This is a genomic window from Aeromonas sp. 55A, from assembly GCF_051919665.1.
Taxonomy (GTDB): domain Bacteria; phylum Pseudomonadota; class Gammaproteobacteria; order Enterobacterales; family Aeromonadaceae; genus Aeromonas; species Aeromonas veronii.
Genome location: NZ_JBQBEH010000008.1, coordinates 2,219,953 through 2,245,312 on the forward strand (window position 1 = coordinate 2,219,953; position 25,360 = coordinate 2,245,312).

A 25,360-nucleotide genomic window follows, 5' to 3' on the forward strand; every position below is an offset into this window, starting at 1 on the left:
GATGCTCGTCCCCTGCGCTCGTTCTTGCCTGCGATGACAGATTGGCAAGCGCGAGCGCAGAAGACCGTCAGAAGGGCGTTATGCCCAGGCGCTCCCACCATTGAGGTGAAGCACTTCACCATTCATGTTGTTGTTGCTCATCAGGAACAGCGCGGCCTGCGCATAATCCTCTCCCTCTCCCAAGCGCTTCAACGGCAGGCTTTGCGCCACGGCTGCCACTTTTTGTGGGTCATTGCCTAGTGCTTTAAGCAGCATTGGCGTGCGCATGGGGCCCGGGTTGATGACGTTGATCCGACGGGGGGTCAGCTCGGTAACCAGACTGTGAGCCAGCGTTTCAACCGCGCCAGCTGCAACGGCAGGGAGTGCCTTACCTAGTTGTGGACGGCGCGTCACCATCCCGGAGGTGAGCACGATGGAGCCGCGTTCGGACAGTTTGGGTGCTGCGGCGCGGATCGCATGAACACTTCCCCAGAAGCGGCTGTCCATGTTGATTTTCAAATCCTCGATGGCTGCGGTGAGAAAGCTGCCTGGTCGCATGACGGCGGCGGTAATGACGAGATGATCCAGCGAATCCAGCTGGTTGAAAAAGTGATTGACGGAGTCGACGTCGAGAATATCCAGTTGATGGCCACTGGCACTTGGGCCCAGTTCAGCCAGTGCTGTGTCAAGTTGCTCACGGCTGGAACCGCCGATAATGACCTTGGCGCCTTGCTCGATCGCTTGCTGGGCGGTGGCCAGGCCAAGACCCGAGGTACCACCGATAATGACGATCTGTTGATTGTGCAGGGTGGAATGTTTCATGTAATGACCTCTCCATTATGTAGATACGATTTACATATTTGTAGCTGGATAGGGAAAGTCCAAGTATGAAAATTTATCAAGAGTGGTTGTTGCTGGCATGGGGAGGAGGCCAACACCACGTAGTCCGGATGCTGCCATCCGATTCGGGGTGTTTGATTTTCTGTTCAGTTGGAACCTGTGGAACGGATGAGCGGCCAAATTATCATCTCTTGTCAGGCTGGGTATTTTTCACTCGCGCGGGTATAATGTCGCGCAATTTTGCTTTGACTCAGGCGAGAAGACCCATGTAACGCAACCCTCCTCCCTCTCTCCACCAGGTTGGCAACACGCCAGCTGGCGTGGCTTTCGTTGCGTATACATGTGCCGTGAGCGGCATTCCGGATTTATTCCCACGGTGGCTGATGCCACCGCTCAATAGAAGAACGTTGAATTATGTCAGCTGAATTTCTGAGTGAAGTCTCCAAGAGACGCACTTTTGCGATCATTTCGCACCCTGATGCCGCCCAGCCTTTCAACGCTTAAAACCACCTTTCATTGCACACCACAATCACATCTCTACGTACTGAATTTAAAGGCTTTTTGTCTTTTTCTCGTTTCTTTGCTTTTCAATGATGTTCAAGCGTAACCTCGGAAAATGTGTACAAACTTGAGTACAAATCGCCATATTTACCGTTTTTAGCCAAATTCCATGACACAAACCTAGCTGTAGGCCTTGTTCCTACTGGGTTTTAGCCAAAACTTGCCTATATTTTTTATGCCAAAAATCGAGAAATGATGGTAAGACGTTCGCGATTATCTCTAATTGTTTGCCGGTTGAGTTGGTTACCGGTTGCTTTCTTGCTGTCCTAAAAGTTCATTTGTATGGGCCTGATCTTCTGAACAAATCATGCATCTTTCTGACCATCAACAAGTGATGAATCAGGCGATGATAGCTTTACATTGATTTTCAGGAGAATGCAGATGACAGCAGTAGCGCACCAAGTAACCCCTTTTCTAACGTCTTACGAAGTTATGGCTCGTTACCACATTAGCTATACGACGCTCTGGCGAAGAATAAAAGATGGCAGCTTGCCGCAACCTCGTATCAACCGAAATACACGAAACAAGCTGTGGCACATTGAAGACTTGGAGGAGTATGAGAAGAATTAGGAATAGATAGCGTAGCTTAGTTTTTCTGTTGGAGCTTGGACTAACGCTTTGAAACGCCGGCTTGTGCCAACAATATAGTTAATATGTACACCAACTTAGGCTAAGATAGCAGCATGGATTTTTTATTGATTGGATGGATAGGTAAGTGACGACTCCTCAAGAACGGACAACAGGTATTACAAATGCGTCGATAAAAAAACGTTTCGGCTCAATTCCCGCTTGGAAGATGTTGAGTGAATATATCTGGAACGGTTTGGATGCTGGTGCATCAGATATTGATGTCATTATTAACACCTGTGATCTCGGCGGGGTGGAGTCAATAGAGATCCATGATAATGGTGAAGGAATTGACTTTCATAACCTAGACCGAAATTTTGATAATTGGGATGACTCATCCAAAAAACAGGTTACCCAAAAAGGCAGTCAAGGCAGAGGGCGGTATTCATTTCATAAATATGCTGCAACAGCAACCTGGCTTACGAGAAGACAATCTGAGAATGCACGTATTACCATAGACTCGTCTCGTATTAAAACGTACAAAGTTGAGTTGATCGACGATAAAGAACAGCATAGTAGTATTCTTTCAAATGGAAGTGGGACATCAGTATTTCTTACGGGCATTACGAGTGAAAAATCTCAAAAAATCCCTAATATTGAAAATATCATGGAGGAGCTTTCAAATGAATTTGGTTGGAAGCTAATAGTTTTTTCTAACCTTAAAATATCAGTTAATAGAGTCCGAGTGACGCCTCCCCAACATAGGTTGTTTCAAGAGCTTATAGATGTTGATGGAAATATATTTAGTTCAAGTATCATTCAGTGGATAAAAAAACCATCTGGTGAAAAGTCATACAATTATTTTAGAGATTCAAAAGAACATCAGAAGTATAGAAATCTGACTGGTTTTAACTACAAAAACAATTTTTTCATAAGTGGATATATACAATCTGAGTGGTTCGATAATTTTCAAGATACCTCATCTCCAAATGCTGATCTCTTCATTAGTGAAAAGAGTGATGGGAATAAAGTTTTAGCTATGCTGCTAAAAGAACTGCGCAACAAAACAGCCGAGATTTATCAGGGGTTCCTTAGAGAAAGAGCTGTTCAGCTTGTCGATTCTTTCGAAGAAAAAGGATATTTTCCTGTTTACAATTGGGAGTCTGACGAAGATCGTTCCTTTAGAATTGCACATACGAAGAAATTAGTAACTAGTATCTGCGTTGCTGATCCAGCAGCTTTTAATGGGCTAAAGGCTAAGCAAACAAAAATTATAATCGGTTTGCTTGATAGGCTATCTACATCAAGTGAAAATGATAGTTTGATAGATATATTGGAAGGCGTTTTAGACTTAAATAAGGAGCAAATGGATGAATTTGCATCTCAAATAAGTAAATCTAAACTTGATTATATAATTAGCACGATTGGACACATTCATAAGCGAGATCTAGTCGTACAGAAAATGAAGTACCTTTTTAAAGAGCACGCTAAAGAAGTTCTAGAAACACCAGACTTACAAGGTATTATTGAGGCTAATACATGGTTGTTTGGCCCTCAGTACACAACTATAGGTGCCGAAGAGGATGACTTTTCTAATACAGCTAGAAATCTTCGGAATTCAGATATTGAAATATTGGATGGGGACGATATCAGTACCAGTGATCTTATTGAAGGCGCTACCATAGAGGGGGCAAAAGGCCAAGTAGATTTGTTTCTTGCACGCAAAATGGTCACAATTGATCATTCTACACAAGAAGAATTTATTAAATGTACGATCATTGAAATAAAAAGACCAAGTGTAGCATTGAATAAGAAACATTTAGCTCAAGCTGAACGTTATGCTGAGGTACTTGATAAGCATCCTGCCTTTAATGATGAGAGAATGAGATTTGATGTTGTTCTTGTTGGAACTAAAATCTCCCAGAATGATACTCAAATTACAAGGCGGTTGAAAGACCTTGCTGGTAAGGGCGGCGCGGGCCTTGTTTCCGGGGCGGATGAAAGAATTCGAGTATACGTTAAAAGTTGGTCTACAATTTTTAATGATTTCGAGGTGACTCATAGTGCTTTATTACAAAAGCTAAAAATAAAGAGAAGCGAGCTAGAGTATAAATCTAAGCAAACCCTTGTGGATGAATTGCAAATACCTCTCTCTGAGGCGTCGTGAGACTTATAATAATTATTCGATAAGTTGTTTTTTTGTAACTGGAAAAACAACTAATCTAAACCGAGCCAAATGCACTACTTGACTCGGTCATTTGTACTAGGGAAGGTGCGAACAAGTCCCTGATATGAGATCATGTTTGTCATCTGGAGCCATGAAAAAGGGTTCATCATGAGTCATCAGCTCACCTTCGCCGACAGTGAATTCAGCAGTAAGCGCCGTCAGACCAGAAAAGAGATTTTCTTATCCCGCATGGAGCAGATTCTACCATGGCAAAACATGGTGGAAGTCATCGAGCCGTTTTACCCCAAGGCTGGTAATGGCCGGCGACCTTATCCGCTGGAAACCATGCTACGCATTCACTGCATGCAGCATTGGTACAACCTGAGCGATGGCGCGATGGAAGATGCTCTGTACGAAATCGCCTCCATGCGTCTGTTTGCCCGGTTATCCCTGGATAGCGCCTTGCCGGACCGCACCACCATCATGAATTTCCGCCACCTGCTGGAGCAGCATCAACTGGCCCGCCAATTGTTCAAGACCATCAATCGCTGGCTGGCCGAAGCAGGCGTCATGATGACCCAAGGCACCTTGGTCGATGCCACCATCATTGAGGCACCCAGCTCGACCAAGAACAAAGAGCAGCAACGCGATCCGGAGATGCATCAGACCAAGAAAGGCAATCAGTGGCACTTTGGCATGAAGGCCCACATTGGTGTCGATGCCAAGAGTGGCATGACCCACAGCCTAGTCACCACCGCGGCCAACGAGCATGACCTCAATCAGCTGGGTAATCTGCTGCATGGAGAGGAGCAATTTGTCTCAGCCGATGCCGGCTACCAAGGGGCGCCACAGCGCAAGGAGCTGGCCGAGGTGGATGTGGACTGGCTGATCGCCGAGCGCCCCGGCAAGGTAAGAACCTTGAAACAGCATCCACGCAAGAACAAAATGGCCATCAACATCGAATACATGAAAGCCAGCATCCGGGCCAAGGTGGAGCACCCATTTCGCATCATCAAGCGACAGTTCGGCTTCGTGAAAGCCAGATACAAGGGGTTGCTGAAAAACGATAACCAACTGGCGATGTTATTCACGCTGGCCAACCTGTTTCGGGCGGACCAAATGATACGTCAGTGGGAGAGATCTCACTAAAAACTGGGAATAACGCCTTAAATGGCGAAGAAACGGTCTAAATAGGCTGATTCAAGGCGTTTACGGGAGAAAAAATCGGCTCAAACATGAAGAAATGAAATGACTGCGTCAGCCGAGAAGAATTTCCCCGCTTATTCGCACCTTCCCTAGCTCAGTCTCTTCCTTAATTCAGCTACCCCTTATTGTCCGAAACGCCAGTTGAATGGAAAGCCTGTCGGCTCGATGATGGTTTCTAGTTGTTGATACCAAACGTCGTAAGCATGACGCATTTCGTCCAGGTACTGATATTGGTTGTAGATAGCATCCAGCCCTTTTTTGCTGTGGCCAATCATCAACTCGGCAACTTCTTGCGTCGTGATGGCAGACATTCGCGTTCGCATCGTTCTGCGAAGATCATGCATAGACCAGTGTTCCATCTCAATACCAAGCGATCTGCGAGCCCAGATTTTCACATTGTTAGGAATAGTGGTATCAAAGCCATTTGTGGCAAGCTCTTCTTGTCCGTTCGCGGGAAACAAGTAAGTTGATTTGCTCATCTGCATCGCCAGTTCAATCAGCTCAATAGCTGGCTTAATCAATGGCCGCATGATCGGCGCTCCAATTTTCTCACCTTGTTTGCGGATCTCTATGGGCACTGTCCACATTGCAGATTGCAAGTCAAAGTGATGCTTTTCAGCTTGAATGAGTTCGCCCTTGCGCCCTCCCAATAAGAGAAGCAGTTTTATGTAGATGCGATTCTTCTCAGTGATTTTTGACTCATGCAAATAGCGCCAAAGTATCCTGATCTCGTTGTCATTTAGCACCCGAGTTCGTTTTCCTTTTTTACCGCCAACCTTTTTTGCTGTGATCCCAGCGGCAGCGTTAATTTCCAAAATTTGTTCATCAATCAGCCAGTCATAGAACTTATGCAGTACAGACACTAGGCGCTCTGTGTTTGACGGAGACGATTCCGAAACCTCACGAAGACAGTTTCGCAAGGACAATTCAGTGATGTCAGTTAATGGATACTTGCCAAGTCGGGGCAGCAAATATATTTCACTGCTGCGTTTTTGGTAGTGCCACGTTTTCTCCTTTAGCCCTTGCTTACCGGCAGAGTCTATCCAGTCTCGAAAAATCGATTCGAAGCTTTGATTAGCAGAATACTTAGCCCGTTCCTGCTGTAGGTAAAGCTTGGGGTTTCGGCCTTGATCAAGTACTGCCCTTAACCTATCCAGCTCATTCCTGGCTTCAGCCAGCTTCATAAGGGGGTAAGTACCTATGTCTACCCGCTGTTGCTTGCCATCGAACCGATAACGAAACTGAAAAACAATTTTGCCCTTGGGCGATACCCGAGCACTTAGCCCATCTCGGTCGGCTTTTACTACGGTTTCTTTTGCTTCTTTATTTAACCTGGCATCGAGCCAGCTAACTGATAACGCCATGTTATAAGCCCAGCCCTAGTTTTGATTTTAATGATTGTTTACGTGTTTCTGCTTTGGGTTCTGGCGCTGTACTCATAGAAGTAACTTCACCATCTGGTGCAAGGCCATCCACCGGTACAGATGTCGTGGATAGATTGGGTTGGCTCATTTGAATTAACCCAAAGGTTGCCAGCATCCGCAGACGCTCAGCGCGTTCCCGTGGTGGCGTCTTTTCCAATTCTTTGAGTAGTTCTGGGTGGCTCCCTGGGGGAATGTTGACGACAACTCTCATGATCATGCCCCATAAAACCAGAAGCCTCGGACGTTCGCCAAAACAGACTGCTCAGGCACGATGATCTTGCTTCGTGAAAAAATCTCCTTGGCCGCTTCCTTATAAGCCAAGGCTCCACCTCCGGCGATCAATACCAAGTCCGCATTAATGCTTTCGTCACGCATGGATTGACGCATGGCTGTAAGAGCAACAGGCGCTACCTTTTTCATGGCAGCATTCAGATAAGGTGAAATATCGACTTTTTCTCCAAATAGCAGGACCTGTAAGTCGCCGGTTCTCATGGCTTTTTCAAGTCGATCCATTCCGACTTTGGCACCATGATCTTCCGAAATCAGCTTATCGATGGTTTCCAGTAGCACGGACATTGCCTGAAGACTGGTTCCTGATGAGCTGTAGCGAATTTCTCCGGCCTCAAGGGCAACCCAATCAACAGAAAAGAAGCCGGGATCAATGACGACGACACGACCTTCTTCAATCAAGCCCAGATCACCACCCGTTTGAACCAGATCCATATAGGCACCGGCAGGCTGTGGTAGTACTTTGACGTCATGAACGGTGATGCTGCGCTTAGGCGTCACTTGATGGACACCTTTTAAACGCTGCACAAGGTCAGACTTACGTTGTGGTTCATGAAACTGGGAAACCGGTAATCCAGTGACAACCAAATCGATGGATTCTGTTTCAGCCATTAACAAGGCGGCATGAAAAAGTGCCTTATAGGTTTTTGTGGTGGGATATTCCGGGTGAAGCTCTCGTTCCCAGCCTTGAAGGCGTCCAGCAGGAACACCAGCGGCCCAGCGCTCATTATCGACAGAGACATACAAACAAGTTTCATCATCGCCTCCACCGATACGCTCCGGCATACGATCCGCTGGACCGGCACCCGCAGGTAGAATAATGGTTTTCGGTTCACTACCTGATTGGCCAATTGCCAGCTTCAGGTTTGAGTAACCGATATCTACGCCTAGTACAAACATACTTATCTCCTGTGCACTCAAAGTGCTCTAACGGTTTTCAATCAACCGCGCTGTTCACGCTTGGGCATTTCCAAGTGCTCTGGCGGTTTACTCAAATGTCATTATCAGGATTCGGTGCACTGGCGGTGGGCAGAAAGGTGACAAATCCTTTCATCTATCTGCCTATTGCATTTTTGCAAAAGTATGAGAATAGGCTCTGTTTGGCGGCTGGTGACCTAGCCAAAAAAATTGAGACGCCAAACGTCGTTTGCATTCTGGCCTGAACTTGCCAAACGGTTTGTATCTTCATGGCGATACGTCTTTTTAGGTGTTTTTAAGTGAAATCAGCCTGTATCCCTTGTCGGGTATGGGATTGAGCGAGTCGATTTATATCGAGACGCCAAACAGTGATTGTGACGGCAGTTTTACGTTTGGCGTTTCAATCCAAAAGCCAAACGGATAGTGGTTTTGGCTTTAGGGGTTAATTGGATGGGGAAATTGGTTTGGTAGAAATCGTCAATGAACAATGGAAAGCAGATGTATCAGATTTACTTCAGCAAGAAACGGACAGGCTAAAAGCGCTGGCACGAGCTGAAGTTGATGACTTTTGGGTTACCCATTACAAGGTTCGAGAGAATGAGCCCTTTAAAGACTGGGGTCTGCTTGGTGTCCGTATCAGAGACTTTAAGTATGGCTTTGGCATAGAGTGGTATATCAACAGTTTTCACGGTCAACGAGGCAAACGCGTGGTCTTTAGCAAGGGGCTGCGTATCTCAAAGACGAAGCTGAGATACGCATTTTTAGACTGCCAAGGTTTGGCCAAAGAATGGGAGCTAGCGCTGGCCATGGAGAAAGAGGAATTCTTCAGTGATATTCGACGCCAGGTTGATAAGCTCAACATGCTGCGTCGCAGAGTGAATGCGTATTGAGTCAACTGCGCTACTTCACTCGCGGTAACTGGTCCCAGCGTGTTGTATAAGCGGGAGACAAATGCTCTCGCTTCATCGACCAATCTTTCTTGAGTCCTTGTCCAGCAAAGAAAACCTTTCCGGCACCGCTTTGGTTAATGGTGTCCAATACAGACATTAGCTGCTGGCTATTAGAGCGGGTCGATACGTCATCGAATAGTCCTGGTTGAAACATGCCAGGATCGTAAAAGTCAGACAGCATGACGCCCGCTTTGGCATAACGAAAACCATCCTTCCATATCCGCTTGAGTAAGTGATTGGCCAGCTCGATAAAATCCCGCGTGTCGCAACTGGGGATTAGCAATTCACCCGATGCAGAGTTGCTGTACTGCGGCTCGTTGTCCTTAAAGGGGCTGGTACGTATGAACACGGTCAGCACTTTGGCTTGCTGCTGTTCTTTGCGAAGTTTCTCAGTGGCGCGGGTTGCGTATTCGCATACGGCTTCACTTAAAAATTCAAAGTGCGTCACTTTTACGCCAAATGAACGGCTACAGACGATTTGCTTCTTAGTTGGCGGGATCTCTTCAAGTTCAATGCACGACTCACCATTGAGCTCTCTGACGGTTCTTTCTAAAACCTCTGAAAACTGGTCTCTGATGGCTCTAGGAGAGGCATTGGCGAGATCTAAGGCTGTGGTGATACCCAACGCATTTAAACGCTTAGAAAGCCGTCTACCAACGCCCCAAACATCATCAACCGGGACTAATGCGAGCAATCGACGTTGCCGATCTGGATTGGTCAGGTCTACAACCCCCTGAGTAGCTGGATATTTTTTGGCGGCATGGTTAGCCAGTTTGGCGAGTGTTTTAGTCGGTGCAATGCCTACACAGACGGTGATCCCAATCCAGTGGCCTATGCGCTCTCGCACTTGTTGTCCGAACTCGACAAGAGATATGGCAGACTCAATACCGGTTAAATCCAAAAACGCTTCGTCAATAGAGTAAACCTCTACTCGTGGTGCCATCTCCTCCAAAGTGCGCATCACTCGACTGCTTAAATCTGCATACAGCGCGTACAGTTGGCTAAGAATTCCCGCTAAAAATAGACGAGTAAGTGAGCAACCATTCTGCCGCATGGGTTGCTGGCGTCTAACACCAGAAAAATCACCCAGCCCAACCCGCTGTCTATTTTTTAAGGTGGGCATTCATCTACATGTCTAATTTTTTACCAATTTGATCGCTAAGATGTACTAATTTGATTACCGAGGGAGACTGACGGACTAATTACTTAGGGGCTTAATCGTACAATCTCCACTCGACACCACACAACTCACTTCTGGACATTTCTGAGTTGCATTTTAGCTAATTTAGAAAAACATGAATTAGATAAAGTATGGAAATTTCAAATCAATATGAGGCGGACATGAAGAAATTGAAAAAAGTAGCTTAACTGGGTTGGTCAATTTTGGTTGACCACGTCATGTTCCGGTGAGTACGCAAGTCATTGGCGCTAACGAATATGAAGGTCACTTTGCTTTTGACTTACTCTATAACAACTCTTCAGATATACAGCCTAATACCTTATCGACCGATACGCATGGTACCAATAATGTTAACTTCGCTATATTAGATTTCTTTGGTTACACATTCGCCCCTCGATACGCGAAAATGAAAAAGGTGTTTTTTGAGCTATTTGAAGTGACTGAAGAGAACGGAGGCCGTATTCAATTAAAGAAAGATATTAATCATAAGCTAATTGCTGAAGAATGGGACAATATTCAGCATATTGTTTGTTCATTGAGTCGTAAAACCACCACTCAAAGCACAATCATTAGAAAGTTGAGTAACGGCAAGAGCCGAAGATTGTCAGCATTGCATGAGTACGACCGTTTAATTAAATCTATTTATGTTTTGGAGTATGTTGATAATTCAACGTTGCGTCATTACGTCCAGCAAGCCTTGAACAGAGGTGAAGCATACCATCAGTTAAAACGTGCTATTACTTCAGTTAATGGCAATAAATTTCGTGGGGGGAATGATTACCAAGTATCACAATGGGGTTCTAGGGATTTTCCCCTCTAAAAAGACTTAATCCTCTGTAGACCACACCAATAAATGGCTGCGGAGGTGGGTTACTACTTATAAGTGTGGCAAATTAGGTAAATATCGTACATTTAATACGGAACAGCCCTGATATGGCCATCAAAAACGAAATTACTATTCTCACGAGAGCAGAACAGGCAGATCTTTATTCCCCACCCATTTTTTCAATCGAAGAACAACGTCTGTACTTTTCTCTGAACGATGCGGAATTGGCAGTTTTTCGGTCAATTCGTCTCAGAGCTCATAGATGTTACTTTGTCGCGATTTTGGGATACTTCAAATCAAAGCCCGTCATCCTAGATATCGCTTACTCGCAGGTTTCTAAGGATTTAATGTTCATCAGTAAAGAGCTGCTTGGCGGCAAGGGGCTCAGACCATTCACTCCCTCACAAAAACAAAAAGATCGACTCTACGCAAAAGTATTAGACCTTGCTGGTTATCACAAATGGGACGAAAGTCAGCACTTCAATTCTCTTTTCGACCACCTTGTTCAGGTGGGCAATGCCTGGCTGGAGCCGCGTTACCTCTTTGATACTGCTATTGAATTCCTAACCAGTCACAGCATTGCTATCCCTAGGTACACCGTACTCCAGAGACTGATAAGCAGAGCGATGCAGCAGGTCAGAAAAGACCTGGCGCACCAACTTAATCAACTCACCAGTCCTGAACTTCACGTCTTTCTGGACAGCATAACAGCCATTGATGACGGACTAAGCCTGAACCAGCTCAGAGGCGGTGCAAAAAGTCTGACCGTACCTGAACTTAAAAAAGAGCTTGCCCTTTATCATCAGTTAGCGCCATGGCGCACGCAAATCAATGGCGTTATCGATGGGCTTAATCTGTCTCTTAAAAATCGACAACACTTCGGTGAGCTCATCAACTATTACGGTAGTAAACTCAAACGATTCAAACGCGCACAGCAGCATCTATGGTTGCTATGTCACCTGACAGAGCGGATACAACTGGCACTGGAACGGTTAACTGATGGGTTCATTTACCATATCCGCAAGCAACAAGAAGCTGCCAACACCTTTGCACAACAAGCAGTGTTCCTGTCCTGGCAGTCAGCCGCGGACAATGTCACGAAAGCGGCAGAGTTACTGCATCTGTTTGTGGATGAGAACATTGATGATAATCAACCCTTCTCAGTAGTCAGACAACAGGCATTGAAGGTCATGAATGACAGGGATATCCAGACCCTCTGCCTTTACCTGAAAAAACAGAAACGGACCGTGGAAGAGTACCAGTGGCAACATTACGATGAACAATGCAATCTCCTGGAGCAACTGTTAAGGCAGGTGTTCTTGTGCCTTGAATGTGAGGCCGGTAAAGGCTCAGAAGCCGTCGTCGCCCAACTTCAACAGATGCAGACGGAAATCGCATTCGGTGGACCACTGAAGACGATGGATACGTCGCTCATCCCGAAAAAGCACCTCCCATGGTTGGTTAAACAGGATAACGTTAACCCGCAACGTTACGAATGGCTGCTCTACCGGCAGTTAACCTCACGACTGAATGGACGCATTTATTTGCCAAATGTTACCAAATACCGCGCACTGGAAGACGACCTGATCCCCCAGACATCGCAGGATACCTTGCTGGCCTCATCAACACTGGACAGACTAAAACAGCCCGCAGAGTTATTGTTACAGGAGAAACAACACCGGCTGGAAAGTGCACTCAAAGACGTTGCTCTCCATATTGATGAGGGAGACAATCGAAATGTGATCATGAAAAATCGTACCGGTACCCGCTGGCGTCTGCCGACCAAAAGCGCTACATCTCTGGTCAACAATCCCTTTTTTAAGCGAATGCAACCGGTCGGTATCGCGGATGTACTGCGGTATGTAGAGCGCGAAACCGGGTTCATGAAATGTCTGACTCATGTACTTCCGATACAAAAACAAGGGTTCACTCATCAGGATGATTTACTGGCCATTCTGATTGCCAACGCCACTCACCGTGGTGTGTATGGCATGGCGCAGATCTCCGATCGAAGCTATGAACACCTGAGTACGGTGCAGGCCAACTATATCCGGCCTGAAACGCTGCATGACGCCAGCGACGTGATCAATAATGCGGTTGCAGCGCTACCCATCTTCCGCCACTACCATATTCAGGAGGACCAGCTGCATGCCAGTGCGGATGGTCAGAAATTCGAAACCCATCTGGAAACCTTTAAAACCCGGTACTCCTCTAAGTATTTCGGCACCAACAAAGGGATCACGGCCATGACACTGGTGGCCAACCACAGCGCCCTCAATGCTCGGATCATCGGTTCCAACGAGCACGAATCACACTATATTTATGACCTGTTACAATCCAACAGCAGTGAAATCAAACCTGACGTACTCTCGACAGATACACACGGTGTCAATCATGTTAACTTCGCCTTACTGGATCTATGCGGTTACAGTTTTGCACCGCGATACGCGCAGTTCAGTAGTGTCATCAATGATCTGTTTGATGTGACTGAAAGTGAACAAGGCAGCACCATACTGGCGCTAAAGAAGCCTATCAGAACGAATGTTATTACAACGGGATGGCAAGATATCAGGCGTATTGTTCTGTCACTTCAGACAAAGCGGACGACACAAGCAATGCTGGTAAGAAAGTTGTCTGGTTACCCTTCTGGACACCCAATATTACAGGCTCTGACGGAGTATAATCGACTGGTTAAAGCGCAATATTTACTTGACTACATCGACGATGCCAGTTTGCGGCAGTATGTGCAACGTGCCCTGAACCGGGGAGAAGCATGGCACTTCCTTAGACGAGCCATTGCGTCGGTGAATGGTGATCAGTTCCGTGGCAAAAACGAGTCTGAAATCGCTATCTGGAATGAATGCGCAAGATTGCTTGCCAACGCGATCATCTACTTCAACTCCGCGATACTGAGTCATCTTCTGGGACACTTTGAAGCGAGAGGAGATGAAGAGAAAGCGGGTATCACTCGTGCTGTTTCGCCCGTTGCGTGGCAAAATATCAACTTAAGCGGAACGTATAACTTCACTAATACTGGGAAATTGCCCAATATTGGCGAAATAACAAGGCCGATAGTGGATGATTAGGCTCCAAGCTGAAAGTAAACCACCTCCGCAGCCATTTATTGGTGTGGTCTACAGAGGATTATGTCTTTTTAGAGGGGAAAATCCCTAGAACCCCACCTTGAGACAGAACGCGCCTTGGTCAGAATCCCAGTCGCTGGGCGGGTTTGCGCCTACGCTCTTGACCCCCACGAGGTCTGGAAAGGGTACGACAACGCCAAAGAATACGCGGCCTTCGTGACCAAGACGCTGGTCAACAAGGACGGCGATATTAAGCGCCGGATCATGTCGATGTTTAGCCCAGAGGAACGCCCAGACGACAGGGAGTGACGGGCACTGGCTGGCAATGTCTAGCAACGGCAGGCATTTCGGCTGAGGGTAAAAGAACTTTCCGCTAAGCGATAGACTGTATGTAAACACAGTATTGCAAGGACGCGGAACATGCCTCATGTGGCGGCCAGGACGGCCAGCCGGGATCGGGATACTGGTCGTTACCAGAGCCACCGACCCGAGCAAACCCTTCTCTATCAGATCGTTGACGAGTATTACCCGGCATTCGCTGCGCTTATGGCAGAGCAGGGAAAGGAATTGCCGGGCTATGTGCAACGGGAATTTGAAGAATTTCTCCAATGCGGGCGGCTGGAGCATGGCTTTCTACGGGTTCGCTGCGAGTCTTGCCACGCCGAGCACCTGGTCGCTTTCAGCTGTAAGCGTCGCGGTTTCTGCCCGAGCTGTGGGGCGCGGCGGATGGCCGAAAGTGCCGCCTTGCTGGTTGATGAAGTACTGCCTGAACAACCCATGCGTCAGTGGGTGTTGAGCTTCCCGTTTCAGCTGCGTTTCCTGTTTGCCAGCCGGCCCGAGATCATGGGGTGGGTGCTGGGCATCGTTTACCGCGTCATTGCCACGCACCTGGTCAAGAAAGCGGGCCATACCCACCAAGTGGCCAAGACGGGCGCGGTCACCCTGATCCAGCGTTTTGGATCGGCGCTCAATCTGAATGTTCACTTCCACATGCTGTTTCTCGACGGTGTGTATGTCGAGCAATCCCACGGCTCAGCGCGTTTCCGCTGGGTCAAGGCGCCGACCAGCCCAGAGCTCACCCAGCTGACGCACACCATCGCCCACCGGGTGGGTCGCTATCTGGAACGGCAAGGCCTGCTGGAACGGGATGTCGAAAACAGCTATCTGGCCTCGGATGCGGTGGATGACGACCCGATGACACCCCTGCTGGGGCACTCGATCACTTACCGTATCGCTGTCGGTTCACAGGCGGGGCGAAAGGTGTTCACTTTGCAAACTCTGCCGACCAGTGGTGATCCGTTCGGTGACGGGATTGGCAAGGTAGCCGGGTCCAGCCTGCACGCCGGCGTGGCGGCCAGGGCCGATGAACGCAAGAAGCTCGAACGGCTGTGCCGGTACATCAGCCGCCCGGCGGTATCCGAGAAGCGGCTGTCGTTAACACGAGGCGGCAACGTGCGCTACCAGCTCAAGACGCCGTACCGGGACGGCACCACGCACGTCATTTTCGAACCATTGGATTTCATTGCAAGGCTGGCCGCCCTGGTACCGAAGCCCAGAGTCAACCTAACCCGCTTCCACGGGGTGTTCGCACCCAACAGTCGGCACCGGGCGTTGGTCACGCCGGCAAAACGGGGCAGGGGCAACAAGGTCAGGGTGGCTGATGAACCGGCAACACCAGCACAACGGCGAGCGTCGATGACATGGGCGCAACGGCTCAAGCGTGTTTTCAATATCGACATCGAGACCTGCAGCGGCTGCGGCGGCGCCATGAAAGTCATCGCCTGCATTGAAGACCCTATAGTGATCAAGCAGATCCTTGATCACCTGAAGCACAAAGCCGAAACCAGCGGGACCAGGGCGTTACCCGAAAGCCGGGCGCCACCGGCTGAGCTGCTCCTGGGTCTGTTTGACTGACGAGCCTGAAGGCCAACGATACCAATCAAAATGCTGCGTTCACAGCGCCGCGGCAGGGATCCGCCGTGCTGGTTGTCGGAAAAGGAGCCGCTAGTGGGAAAGAGGAGGGTAAATTTTCAGCGTTGCTGGCTCCCCGTCAGCCGGATTGGGTTGCATCGCAGGGGTGTCGAAAGAGTCAACTGCGGTCCAAAGCTGTTGGACTTGGGTGAAAAGGGCGTTTATTCTTCCTATACGTATGATTCAAACTGCAGATGAGTTACATTTGAAAGAAAAGGTGAAAAAACCAATTGAGAAATTATTGCATGTGCTTAATGCCTCAAATAAAAAATTAATTATTCAATACCGATCATTATGAAACTATCATTAATTGTTGCCATGGATAAAAATTTTGGCATTGGTAAAGACAACGATTTGTTATGGAAATTGCCGGCTGATATGAAATTCTTTAAAGAAACTTCAACAGGTCATGTAGTAATAACCGGACGTAAAAATTATGAATCTATTCCTGAGAAATTTAGACCCTTGCCAAATCGTGAAAATGCCGTTTTAACTCACCAAATCGGCTATCAAGCACCAGGAGCTCATGTCTTTTTTTCACTTACTGAATGTTTAGAGTTCTATAAAAATGAAACCGAAAGAACTGTTTTCATCATTGGTGGGGGACAAATTTATGCAGAAGTTATGCAGCGAAACATCCTTCAAGAAATGTATATCACACAAGTAGATGGAGTGTTTGACGCAGATACTTTTTTTCCTAAATTTTCTGAATCTGAGTGGAATAGTGAAACTGTACTGAAACAGGGTATTGATGAAAAACACGCTTTTGCTTTTGAAATAAAAAAATATACACGTAAATAACTCTAAAACTTACTGTTTTTGTTGAAATGTTTTGTATGTAACGGTTTCAAAACTTCAACGACCTTACTAACTTTGCCTCCTTATGATTTTATGTATAGCTGAAAAACCTTCTGTGGCAAAAGATATTGCCGAAGTAATTGGTGCAAAACAACGCAACAACGGCTTTTATGAAGGAAATGGCTATTGGGTAACCTGGACTTTTGGCCATCTGTGTACATTGAATGAACCCCATGATTACAAAGAAAATTGGAAATACTGGAAATTGGAAGATCTGCCAATTGTACCTAAAAAATTTGGCATTAAACTAATTGATAACGATGGAGTAAAAAGGCAATTTGCTGTTATTGAAAAATTGGTAGCATCTTGTTCTGAAGTCATCAATTGCGGGGATGCCGGGCAGGAAGGGGAGTTGATACAAAGATGGGTATTGGCACCTGGTCAAGAAAGCGGGCCATACCCACCAAGTGGCCAAGACGGGCGCGGTCACCCTGATCCAGCGTTTTGGATCGGCGCTCAATCTGAATGTTCACTTCCACATGCTGTTTCTCGACGGTGTGTATGTCGAGCAATCCCACGGCTCAGCGCGTTTCCGCTGGGTCAAGGCGCCGACCAGCCCAGAGCTCACCCAGCTGACGCACACCATCGCCCACCGGGTGGGTCGCTATCTGGAACGGCAAGGCCTGCTGGAACGGGATGTCGAAAACAGCTATCTGGCCTCGGATGCGGTGGATGACGACCCGATGACACCCCTGCTGGGGCACTCGATCACTTACCGTATCGCTGTCGGTTCACAGGCGGGGCGAAAGGTGTTCACTTTGCAAACTCTGCCGACCAGTGGTGATCCGTTCGGTGACGGGATTGGCAAGGTAGCCGGGTCCAGCCTGCACGCCGGCGTGGCGGCCAGGGCCGATGAACGCAAGAAGCTCGAACGGCTGTGCCGGTACATCAGCCGCCCGGCGGTATCCGAGAAGCGGCTGTCGTTAACACGAGGCGGCAACGTGCGCTACCAGCTCAAGACGCCGTACCGGGACGGCACCACGCACGTCATTTTCGAACCATTGGATTTCATTGCAAGGCTGGCCGCCCTGGTACCGAAGCCCAGAGTCAACCTAACCCGCTTCCACGGGGTGTTCGCACCCAACAGTCGGCACCGGGCGTTGGTCACGCCGGCAAAACGGGGCAGGGGCAACAAGGTCAGGGTGGCTGATGAACCGGCAACACCAGCACAACGGCGAGCGTCGATGACATGGGCGCAACGGCTCAAGCGTGTTTTCAATATCGACATCGAGACCTGCAGCGGCTGCGGCGGCGCCATGAAAGTCATCGCCTGCATTGAAGACCCTATAGTGATCAAGCAGATCCTTGATCACCTGAAGCACAAAGCCGAAACCAGCGGGACCAGGGCGTTACCCGAAAGCCGGGCGCCACCGGCTGAGCTGCTCCTGGGTCTGTTTGACTGACGAGCCTGAAGGCCAACGATACCAATCAAAATGCTGCGTTCACAGCGCCGCGGCAGGGATCCGCCGTGCTGGTTGTCGGAAAAGGAGCCGCTAGTGGGAAAGAGGAGGGTAAATTTTCAGCGTTGCTGGCTCCCCGTCAGCCGGATTGGGTTGCATCGCAGGGGTGTCGAAAGAGTCAACTGCGGTCCAAAGCTGTTGGACTTGGGTGAAAAGGGCGTTTATTCTTCCTATACGTGCCGCGTTCCAGGCGGCGACTATGAGGGCTATGTCGATGCCCATGTGCGCCGGCTGGAGGCGCTACGCCGGGCCGGTATCGTCGAGCGGATCGACGCCGACCAATGGCGCATCCCCAATGATCTGGTCAGCCGTGCCGCCGCCCATGACGCCGGCCGAGACAGTCAGGCCAGCGTTCGCGTCCTTTCCCCGGTCGATCTGAACAAACAGATCGGATCGGACGGCGCGACCTGGCTGGACCGGCGGCTGATCCACGGCGAGACGGCCGACCTTGCGCCAACCGGCTTCGGGCAACAAGTCCGCGAAGCCATGGACCAGCGCCGCGAGCACCATATCGAACAGGGCGACGCCACCCGCAGCCGGGACAGCCGCGTCTTCTACCGGCGCAACCTTCTCGCCATCCTGCGGGAGCGCGAGGTAGCCGGCGTCGGATCGGATATGGCTTTGAGTAAGGGCCTGCCGTTCCGCGCCGCCACGGACGGCGAGAGCGTCAGCGGCAAGTTTACCGGAACCGTGCATCTATCGAGCGGCAAGTTCGCCGTGGTCGAGAAATCCCATGAGTTCACCCTTGTCCCGTGGCGGCCGATCATCGACCGCCAACTCGGCCGCGAGGTTATGGGCATCGTGCAGGGCGGGTCGGTGTCGTGGCAGTTAGGGCGGCAGAGGGGGCTGGAACGCTGAGTGCGCCCATGCCGCATTGCGAAGCAAAAGATAATCGGATAAAATGTAGCAATTCATATTCGTAAGCGTGGAGTAATCAGATGGGAAATTCCAAGTCAGCAGACAAGTAAGCCGCAACAACCAGTATTGTTGTTGCGGCGCTCTGTAAGGCTAGTCTCATCTGATTGCTGACGAGCAGACGTCGCCCGGTATTCCTTAATCGAGGGTTGATTCGTCATGACCACCACACGCCCCGCGTGGGCCTATACGCTGCCGGCAGCACTGCTGCTGATGGCTCCTTTCGACATCCTCGCTTCACTGGCGATGGATATTTATCTCCCTGTCGTTCCAGCGATGCCCGGCATCCTGAACACGACGCCCGCTATGATCCAACTCACGTTGAGCCTCTATATGGTGATGCTCGGCGTGGGCCAGGTGATTTTTGGTCCGCTCTCAGACAGAATCGGGCGACGGCCAATTCTACTTGCGGGCGCAACGGCTTTCGTCATTGCGTCTCTGGGAGCAGCTTGGTCTTCAACTGCACCGGCCTTTGTCGCTTTCCGTCTACTTCAAGCAGTGGGCGCGTCGGCCATGCTGGTGGCGACGTTCGCGACGGTTCGCGACGTTTATGCCAACCGTCCTGAGGGTGTCGTCATCTACGGCCTTTTCAGTTCGATGCTGGCGTTCGTGCCTGCGCTCGGCCCTATCGCCGGAACATTGATCGGCGAGTTCTTGGGATGGCAGGCGATATTCATTACTTTGGCTATACTGGCGATGCTCGCACTCCTAAATGCGGGTTTCAGGTGGCACGAAACCCGCCCTCTGGATCAAGTCAAGACGCGCCGATCTGTCTTGCCGATCTTCGCGAGTCCGGCTTTTTGGGTTTACACTGTCGGCTTTAGCGCCGGTATGGGCACCTACTTCGTCTTCTTCTCGACGGCTCCCCGTGTGCTCATAGGCCAAGCGGAATATTCCGAGATCGGATTCAGCTTTGCCTTCGCCACTGTCGCGCTTGTAATGATCGTGACAACCCGTTTCGCGAAGTCCTTTGTCGCCAGATGGGGCATCGCAGGATGCGTGGCGCGTGGGATGGCGTTGCTTGTTTGCGGAGCGGTCCTGTTGGGGATCGGCGAACTTTACGGCTCGCCGTCATTCCTCACCTTCATCCTACCGATGTGGGTTGTCGCGGTCGGTATTGTCTTCACGGTGTCCGTTACCGCGAACGGCGCTTTGGCAGAGTTCGACGACATCGCGGGATCAGCGGTCGCGTTCTACTTCTGCGTTCAAAGCCTGATAGTCAGCATTGTCGGGACATTGGCGGTGGCACTTTTAAACGGTGACACAGCGTGGCCCGTGATCTGTTACGCCACGGCGATGGCGGTACTGGTTTCGTTGGGGCTGGTGCTCCTTCGGCTCCGTGGGGCTGCCACCGAGAAGTCGCCAGTCGTCTAACCGACGACTGGTAGCAGGCCCGCTCCGATGCGGCGCACTAACCATCGAAACCTCGTGAATGTCGGTATCCTGTCTGGCAGGATACCGCTCATTTCCCTTGTTCAGTTCATCGCCGTCGCCGAGCATCTGAATTTTCGGCATGCGGCCAAGGCACTTGGTATCAGCCAGTCGAGCGTCAGCGCGCGTGTGAAAGCGCTGGAGGATAACCTTGGTGTCCTGCTATTTGAGCGCCATGCGCGGGGCGTTCGGCTAACAGACGCAGGCAGGCACTTCATGGAGCGTGTCACGGCGGGTGTCGATCAACTCGATCACGCAGTGAAGACCGCGGAGTGACGGGCACTGGCTGGCAATGTCTAGCAACGGCAGGCATTTCGGCTGAGGGTAAAAGAACTTTCCGCTAAGCGATAGACTGTATGTAAACACAGTATTGCAAGGACGCGGAACATGCCTCATGTGGCGGCCAGGACGGCCAGCCGGGATCGGGATACTGGTCGTTACCAGAGCCACCGACCCGAGCAAACCCTTCTCTATCAGATCGTTGACGAGTATTACCCGGCATTCGCTGCGCTTATGGCAGAGCAGGGAAAGGAATTGCCGGGCTATGTGCAACGGGAATTTGAAGAATTTCTCCAAAGCCCGCGACGCAGCGCCGGCAGGCAGAGCAAGTAGAGGGCAGCGCCTGCAATCCATGCCCACCCGTTCCACGTTGTTATAGAAGCCGCATAGATCGCCGTGAAGAGGAGGGGTCCGACGATCGAGGTCAGGCTGGTGAGCGCCGCCAGTGAGCCTTGCAGCTGCCCCTGACGTTCCTCATCCACCTGCCTGGACAACATTGCTTGCAGCGCCGGCATTCCGATGCCACCCGAAGCAAGCAGGACCATGATCGGGAACGCCATCCATCCCCGTGTCGCGAAGGCAAGCAGGATGTAGCCTGTGCCGTCGGCAATCATTCCGAGCATGAGTGCCCGCCTTTCGCCGAGCCGGGCGGCTACAGGGCCGGTGATCATTGCCTGGGCGAGTGAATGCAGAATGCCAAATGCGGCAAGCGAAATGCCGATCGTGGTCGCGTCCCAGTGAAAGCGATCCTCGCCGAAAATGACCCAAAGCGCGGCCGGCACCTGTCCGACAAGTTGCATGATGAAGAAGACCGCCATCAGGGCGGCGACGACGGTCATGCCCCGGGCCCACCGGAACGAAGCGAGCGGGTTGAGAGCCTCCCGGCGTAACGGCCGGCGTTCGCCTTTGTGCGACTCCGGCAAAAGGAAACAGCCCGTCAGGAAATTGAGGCCGTTCAAGGCTGCCGCGGCGAAGAACGGAGCGTGGGGGGAGAAACCGCCCATCAGCCCACCGAGCACAGGTCCCGCGACCATCCCGAACCCGAAACAGGCGCTCATGAAGCCGAAGTGCCGCGCGCGCTCATCGCCATCAGTGATATCGGCAATATAAGCGCCGGCTACCGCCCCAGTCGCCCCGGTGATGCCGGCCACGATCCGCCCGATATAGAGAACCCAAAGGAAAGGCGCCGTCGCCATGATGGCGTAGTCGACAGCAGCGCCGGCCAGCGAGACGAGCAAGACCGGCCGCCGCCCGAAACGATCCGACAGCGCGCCCAGCACAGGTGCGCAGGCAAATTGCATCAACGCATACAGCGCCAGCAGAATGCCATAGTGGGCGGTGACGTCGTTCGAGTGAACCAGATCGCGCAGGAGGCCCGGCAGCACCGGCATAATCAGGCCGATGCCGACAGCGTCGAGCGCGACAGTGCTCAGAATTACGATCAGGGGTCTGTTGGGTTTCACGTCTGGCCTCCGGACCAGCCTCCGCTGGTCCGATTGAACGCGCGGATTCTTTATCACTGATAAGTTGGTGGACATATTATGTTTATCAGTGATAAAGTGTCAAGCATGACAAAGTTGCAGCCGAATACAGTGATCCGTGCCGCCCTGGACCTGTTGAACGAGGTCGGCGTAGACGGTCTGACGACACGCAAACTGGCGGAACGGTTGGGGGTTCAGCAGCCGGCGCTTTACTGGCACTTCAGGAACAAGCGGGCGCTGCTCGACGCACTGGCCGAAGCCATGCTGGCGGAGAATCATACGCATTCGGTGCCGAGAGCCGACGACGACTGGCGCTCATTTCTGATCGGGAATGCCCGCAGCTTCAGGCAGGCGCTGCTCGCCTACCGCGATGGCGCGCGCATCCATGCCGGCACGCGACCGGGCGCACCGCAGATGGAAACGGCCGACGCGCAGCTTCGCTTCCTCTGCGAGGCGGGTTTTTCGGCCGGGGACGCCGTCAATGCGCTGATGACAATCAGCTACTTCACTGTTGGGGCCGTGCTTGAGGAGCAGGCCGGCGACAGCGATGCCGGCGAGCGCGGCGGCACCGTTGAACAGGCTCCGCTCTCGCCGCTGTTGCGGGCCGCGATAGACGCCTTCGACGAAGCCGGTCCGGACGCAGCGTTCGAGCAGGGACTCGCGGTGATTGTCGATGGATTGGCGAAAAGGAGGCTCGTTGTCAGGAACGTTGAAGGACCGAGAAAGGGTGACGATTGATCAGGACCGCTGCCGGAGCGCAACCCACTCACTACAGCAGAGCCATGTAGACAACATCCCCTCCCCCTTTCCACCGCGTCAGACGCCCGTAGCAGCCCGCTACGGGCTTTTTCATGCCCTGCCCTAGCGTCCAAGCCTCACGGCCGCGCTCGGCCTCTCTGGCGGCCTTCTGGCGCTCCTGCTGCGGCGTCCGCTCGTGGGCCGTGGCGCGGGTCCGCGCGCCGGCCTCGTGCGCCTGGCGCTCGCGGGCGAGGTCCAGGGCGGCCGTCTTCACGTTCTGCCTTGCGCAGATGAGATAGATCTAGCGTGGACTCAAGGCTCTCGCGAATGGCTCGCGTTGGAAACTTTCATTGACACTTGAGGGGCACCGCAGGGAAATTCTCGTCCTTGCGAGAACCGGCTATGTCGTGCTGCGCATCGAGCCTGCGCCCTTGGCTTGTCTCGCCCCTCTCCGCGTCGCTACGGGGCTTCCAGGGGTCGTTTGCGGGAAGGGGCGGAATCCTACGCTAAGGCTTTGGCCAGCGATATTCTCCGGTGAGATTGATGTGTTCCCAGGGGATAGGAGAAGTCGCTTGATATCTAGTATGACGTCTGTCGCACCTGCTTGATCGCGGCCGCGATAGCTAGATCGCGTTGCTCCTCTTCTCCATCCGCGTTCCAAGCTGCGGAAAGGCACCCATAAGCGTACGCCTGGTCGAGCAGGCGACGCGGATCGACGTCCAGCGCACGAGAGAATGCGTCCGCCATCTGTGCAATGCGTCTAGGATCGAGACAAAGGTCGTCTCTGTCAGCCGGATCGTAGAACATATTGGCGGCGCCAAAGCCCACTTCACCGACCAGACCGACGGGATCTATCACCAGCCAGCCGCGACTGGAGAACATGATGTTTTCATGATGCAGATCGCCATGTAGCCCACGCAGTTCCGAGGCATTGCTCATCATTTGATCGGCTATAATCGCCGCGTGGACGTAGTCAGTTTGACAACCTGCGTTTTGATCATCGCGCGCCCGCTGAAACAAAGCTGCAAAGCGATCCCGGATCGGGAGAAGGGCAGAAGGCAGGGGTTCCTCAGATGCGGCATACAGCTTCGCCATTAGTTCCGCTGCAATTTCGGTCGCCTGGTAGTCGCCGTGCTCGGCAACGATGTGAGAGAGCATTCGCTCCCCGGCATATTCGAGCAACATCAGATTGTTCTCACGACCGAGCAACCGGACTGCTCCCCTCCCATTGCGCCATACCAGATAGTCGGCCCCGCGCAGTTCATCAGCAATGTCTTCTATAGGTTTCAATCCCTTGACGATTGCAGGAGTCCCGTCTGGCAATGAAACTTTCCAAACGAGGCTGGAAAAGGTGTCCGCAATGAGAACAGGTTGCGAAACGTGCCAATGAGCAGGAAAAACAGGCGGCATGAACATCAACCCCAAGTCAGAGGGTCCAATCGCAGATAGAAGGCAAGGCGTTCGCGGTCGGGGGCTTCGATCCCCAATACATTGAATAGGACAGCGAAGGCGCGCTCTGCTTCATCTGGCGCTGCCCAGTTCTCTTCGGCGTTAGCAATCATGAGTGCCAAATCGGCATAGCGATCTGCTGTTCCGAGCCGCCCAAGGTCGATCAGACCCGTGCATTGAAGAGTTTTAGGGTCCACCATGAAGTTCGGCATGCAGGGATCACCATGGCAAACAACCATATCGGTGCGCTCTTGGTCGAGCCGCACCGGTAGCTCTCGTTCGACACGAGCCAAAAGATCGAGCTGCGGCGTACTCTTGTCCTCGTCCGGTAAGAAGTCGGGATTGACGGCATTGCGGGACACCACATCAACGGCGCGTCCGAACATTCGCGACAGCCTGCGCTCAAACGGACATTGATCAACCGATAGGCTGTGAACAGCGCCAAGTTGCTGCCCCATTGACGGCCACGCTTTGAGCAAATCCGCTCCAGACAGATCAGCCGCCGGTACTCCCGGAATTGCCGTTATCACCAAGCATGCACCCTCCTGTTCCTCCTGCCAGTTGATGACCTCGGGGCAAGCCACACCTCGACCTTTGAGCCAAATGAGGCGGTCACGCTCTCCAGCGAGCTCACCGCGGCGGGAAGCAGGTGCGATTTTCGCGAAGGCATGCCCGTCACCACGTCGAAAAACAAAATCACCAGATTCTCCGCCTCTGACAGGCAACCAGTCAGAATGCGATTCACCAAAAAAAATATTAGTTCGATTCAATGGAGGTTCCTTCAGTTTT

The 25,360-nt window shown here is 51.2% G+C and carries 19 protein-coding genes and 3 pseudogenes; 14 read left to right on the forward strand and 8 right to left on the reverse strand.

Features of this window, described 5'->3' with window-relative positions; genetic code table 11:
• Positions 1-78: 78 nt before the first annotated feature.
• Positions 79-801 (reverse strand): SDR family oxidoreductase, encoded by a 723-nt coding sequence (locus tag ACTG2G_RS14360; RefSeq protein WP_236301626.1) that lies wholly within the window; start codon positions 799-801, stop codon positions 79-81.
• 1,294 nt (positions 802-2,095) lie between these two features.
• Here ACTG2G_RS14360 and ACTG2G_RS14365 point away from each other — a divergent pair.
• Together ACTG2G_RS14365 and ACTG2G_RS14370 are read left to right on the forward strand one after the other, a co-directional pair.
• Positions 2,096-4,114: an ATP-binding protein gene (locus ACTG2G_RS14365; protein ID WP_000211147.1), complete on the forward strand. Its 2,019-nt coding sequence runs from the start codon at positions 2,096-2,098 to the stop codon at positions 4,112-4,114.
• Between the two features lie 168 nt (positions 4,115-4,282).
• The gene (locus tag ACTG2G_RS14370) at positions 4,283-5,263 is read left to right on the forward strand and encodes an IS5-like element IS5 family transposase (RefSeq protein WP_320546033.1); all 981 of its coding nucleotides are present in this window, start codon (positions 4,283-4,285) and stop codon (positions 5,261-5,263) included.
• A 179-nt stretch (positions 5,264-5,442) separates the two neighbouring features.
• Here the strand turns inward: ACTG2G_RS14370 and ACTG2G_RS14375 are convergent, their stop codons facing one another.
• Genes ACTG2G_RS14375 through ACTG2G_RS14385 form a run of 3 tightly spaced genes read right to left on the reverse strand, consistent with a single transcriptional unit; the run spans position 5,443 to position 7,932 of the window.
• The gene (locus ACTG2G_RS14375; protein ID WP_001218618.1) at positions 5,443-6,684 is read right to left on the reverse strand and encodes a tyrosine-type recombinase/integrase; all 1,242 of its coding nucleotides are present in this window, start codon (positions 6,682-6,684) and stop codon (positions 5,443-5,445) included.
• Position 6,685: 1 nt separating this feature from the next.
• Complete coding sequence (locus ACTG2G_RS14380; RefSeq protein ID WP_001995600.1) at positions 6,686-6,955, reverse strand: hypothetical protein; 270 nt, start codon at positions 6,953-6,955, stop codon at positions 6,686-6,688.
• 2 nt (positions 6,956-6,957) lie between these two features.
• On the reverse strand, positions 6,958-7,932 hold the full coding sequence (locus ACTG2G_RS14385) for a ParM/StbA family protein (RefSeq protein WP_000497807.1): 975 nt from the start codon (positions 7,930-7,932) through the stop codon (positions 6,958-6,960).
• Between the two features lie 482 nt (positions 7,933-8,414).
• Here ACTG2G_RS14385 and mobI point away from each other — a divergent pair, with 482 nt between their 5' ends.
• A complete protein-coding gene (gene mobI, locus ACTG2G_RS14390; protein ID WP_000229427.1) occupies positions 8,415-8,840 on the forward strand; it encodes a conjugative transfer protein MobI(A/C) in 426 nt (141 codons plus the stop codon).
• 10 nt (positions 8,841-8,850) lie between these two features.
• Here the strand turns inward: mobI and umuC are convergent, their stop codons facing one another.
• The gene (umuC, locus tag ACTG2G_RS14395) at positions 8,851-10,023 is read right to left on the reverse strand and encodes a translesion error-prone DNA polymerase V subunit UmuC (protein WP_001142610.1); all 1,173 of its coding nucleotides are present in this window, start codon (positions 10,021-10,023) and stop codon (positions 8,851-8,853) included.
• A gap of 283 nt (positions 10,024-10,306) precedes the next feature.
• Here umuC and ACTG2G_RS14400 point away from each other — a divergent pair, with 283 nt between their 5' ends.
• The 10 genes and pseudogenes from ACTG2G_RS14400 to ACTG2G_RS14445 form a co-directional block, all read left to right on the forward strand.
• Complete coding sequence (locus ACTG2G_RS14400) at positions 10,307-10,900, forward strand: Tn3 family transposase (RefSeq protein ID WP_000107352.1); 594 nt, start codon at positions 10,307-10,309, stop codon at positions 10,898-10,900.
• Between the two features lie 113 nt (positions 10,901-11,013).
• Complete coding sequence (locus ACTG2G_RS14405; protein WP_000985631.1) at positions 11,014-13,992, forward strand: Tn3 family transposase; 2,979 nt, start codon at positions 11,014-11,016, stop codon at positions 13,990-13,992.
• Positions 13,993-14,409: 417 nt separating this feature from the next.
• Positions 14,410-15,903, forward strand: a complete 1,494-nt coding sequence (locus ACTG2G_RS14410; protein ID WP_001120888.1) for an IS91-like element ISCR2 family transposase — start codon at positions 14,410-14,412, stop codon at positions 15,901-15,903.
• A 345-nt stretch (positions 15,904-16,248) separates the two neighbouring features.
• The gene (locus ACTG2G_RS14415; RefSeq protein ID WP_086371372.1) at positions 16,249-16,761 is read left to right on the forward strand and encodes a dihydrofolate reductase; all 513 of its coding nucleotides are present in this window, start codon (positions 16,249-16,251) and stop codon (positions 16,759-16,761) included.
• Positions 16,762-16,843: 82 nt separating this feature from the next.
• A pseudogene (locus ACTG2G_RS14420) lies at positions 16,844-17,179 on the forward strand (toprim domain-containing protein); the annotation flags it as partial.
• Positions 17,180-17,192: 13 nt separating this feature from the next.
• A pseudogene (locus ACTG2G_RS14425) lies at positions 17,193-18,221 on the forward strand (IS91-like element ISCR2 family transposase); the annotation flags it as partial.
• A 30-nt stretch (positions 18,222-18,251) separates the two neighbouring features.
• Positions 18,252-19,136 carry a DUF3363 domain-containing protein gene (locus tag ACTG2G_RS14430; protein ID WP_021598067.1) on the forward strand — a complete coding sequence of 295 codons (885 nt, stop codon included), beginning with the start codon at positions 18,252-18,254 and terminating at the stop codon, positions 19,134-19,136.
• A gap of 216 nt (positions 19,137-19,352) precedes the next feature.
• Positions 19,353-20,567, forward strand: coding sequence for a chloramphenicol/florfenicol efflux MFS transporter FloR (gene floR / locus ACTG2G_RS14435; protein ID WP_023300759.1), 1,215 nt, complete (start codon positions 19,353-19,355; stop codon positions 20,565-20,567).
• A 54-nt stretch (positions 20,568-20,621) separates the two neighbouring features.
• Positions 20,622-20,900, forward strand: coding sequence for a LysR family transcriptional regulator (locus ACTG2G_RS14440; RefSeq protein WP_001100557.1), 279 nt, complete (start codon positions 20,622-20,624; stop codon positions 20,898-20,900).
• 111 nt (positions 20,901-21,011) lie between these two features.
• Positions 21,012-21,221 (forward strand): annotated as a pseudogene (locus tag ACTG2G_RS14445) (IS91 family transposase); the annotation flags it as partial.
• On the opposite strand, the gene tet(A) reads toward ACTG2G_RS14445, so the two are convergent.
• Positions 21,167-22,366, reverse strand: a complete 1,200-nt coding sequence (gene tet(A) / locus ACTG2G_RS14450) for a tetracycline efflux MFS transporter Tet(A) (protein WP_000804063.1) — start codon at positions 22,364-22,366, stop codon at positions 21,167-21,169. The pseudogene ACTG2G_RS14445 and the gene tet(A) overlap by 55 nt on opposite strands.
• 105 nt (positions 22,367-22,471) lie before the next feature.
• Here tet(A) and tetR(A) point away from each other — a divergent pair, with 105 nt between their 5' ends.
• On the forward strand, positions 22,472-23,122 hold the full coding sequence (gene tetR(A), locus ACTG2G_RS14455; RefSeq protein ID WP_000164043.1) for a tetracycline resistance transcriptional repressor TetR(A): 651 nt from the start codon (positions 22,472-22,474) through the stop codon (positions 23,120-23,122).
• Between the two features lie 579 nt (positions 23,123-23,701).
• Here the strand turns inward: tetR(A) and ACTG2G_RS14460 are convergent.
• Entirely contained in the window at positions 23,702-24,538 is an 837-nt protein-coding gene (locus tag ACTG2G_RS14460; protein ID WP_000480968.1) for an aminoglycoside O-phosphotransferase APH(6)-Id, read from the reverse strand.
• Positions 24,538-25,341 (reverse strand): aminoglycoside O-phosphotransferase APH(3'')-Ib, encoded by an 804-nt coding sequence (aph(3'')-Ib, locus tag ACTG2G_RS14465; protein WP_001082319.1) that lies wholly within the window; start codon positions 25,339-25,341, stop codon positions 24,538-24,540. Before aph(3'')-Ib ends, ACTG2G_RS14460 begins: the two co-directional genes overlap by 1 nt.
• Between the last annotated feature and the right edge of the window lie 19 nt (positions 25,342-25,360).

Bases quoted from the DNA above. Each gene is read 5' to 3' on its own strand.
- ACTG2G_RS14360 (WP_236301626.1), bottom strand. From the start codon at position 801: ATGAAACATTCCACCCTGCACAATCAACAGATCGTCATTATCGGTGGT.
- ACTG2G_RS14370 (WP_320546033.1), top strand. From the start codon at position 4,283: ATGAGTCATCAGCTCACCTTCGCCGACAGTGAATTCAGCAGTAAGCGC.
- ACTG2G_RS14375 (WP_001218618.1), bottom strand. From the start codon at position 6,684: ATGGCGTTATCAGTTAGCTGGCTCGATGCCAGGTTAAATAAAGAAGCA.
- ACTG2G_RS14380 (WP_001995600.1), bottom strand. From the start codon at position 6,955: ATGAGAGTTGTCGTCAACATTCCCCCAGGGAGCCACCCAGAACTACTC.
- ACTG2G_RS14385 (WP_000497807.1), bottom strand. From the start codon at position 7,932: ATGTTTGTACTAGGCGTAGATATCGGTTACTCAAACCTGAAGCTGGCA.
- umuC (WP_001142610.1), bottom strand. From the start codon at position 10,023: ATGCCCACCTTAAAAAATAGACAGCGGGTTGGGCTGGGTGATTTTTCT.
- ACTG2G_RS14405 (WP_000985631.1), top strand. From the start codon at position 11,014: ATGGCCATCAAAAACGAAATTACTATTCTCACGAGAGCAGAACAGGCA.
- ACTG2G_RS14410 (WP_001120888.1), top strand. From the start codon at position 14,410: ATGCCTCATGTGGCGGCCAGGACGGCCAGCCGGGATCGGGATACTGGT.
- ACTG2G_RS14430 (WP_021598067.1), top strand. From the start codon at position 18,252: ATGCTGCGTTCACAGCGCCGCGGCAGGGATCCGCCGTGCTGGTTGTCG.
- floR (WP_023300759.1), top strand. From the start codon at position 19,353: ATGACCACCACACGCCCCGCGTGGGCCTATACGCTGCCGGCAGCACTG.
- ACTG2G_RS14460 (WP_000480968.1), bottom strand. From the start codon at position 24,538: ATGTTCATGCCGCCTGTTTTTCCTGCTCATTGGCACGTTTCGCAACCT.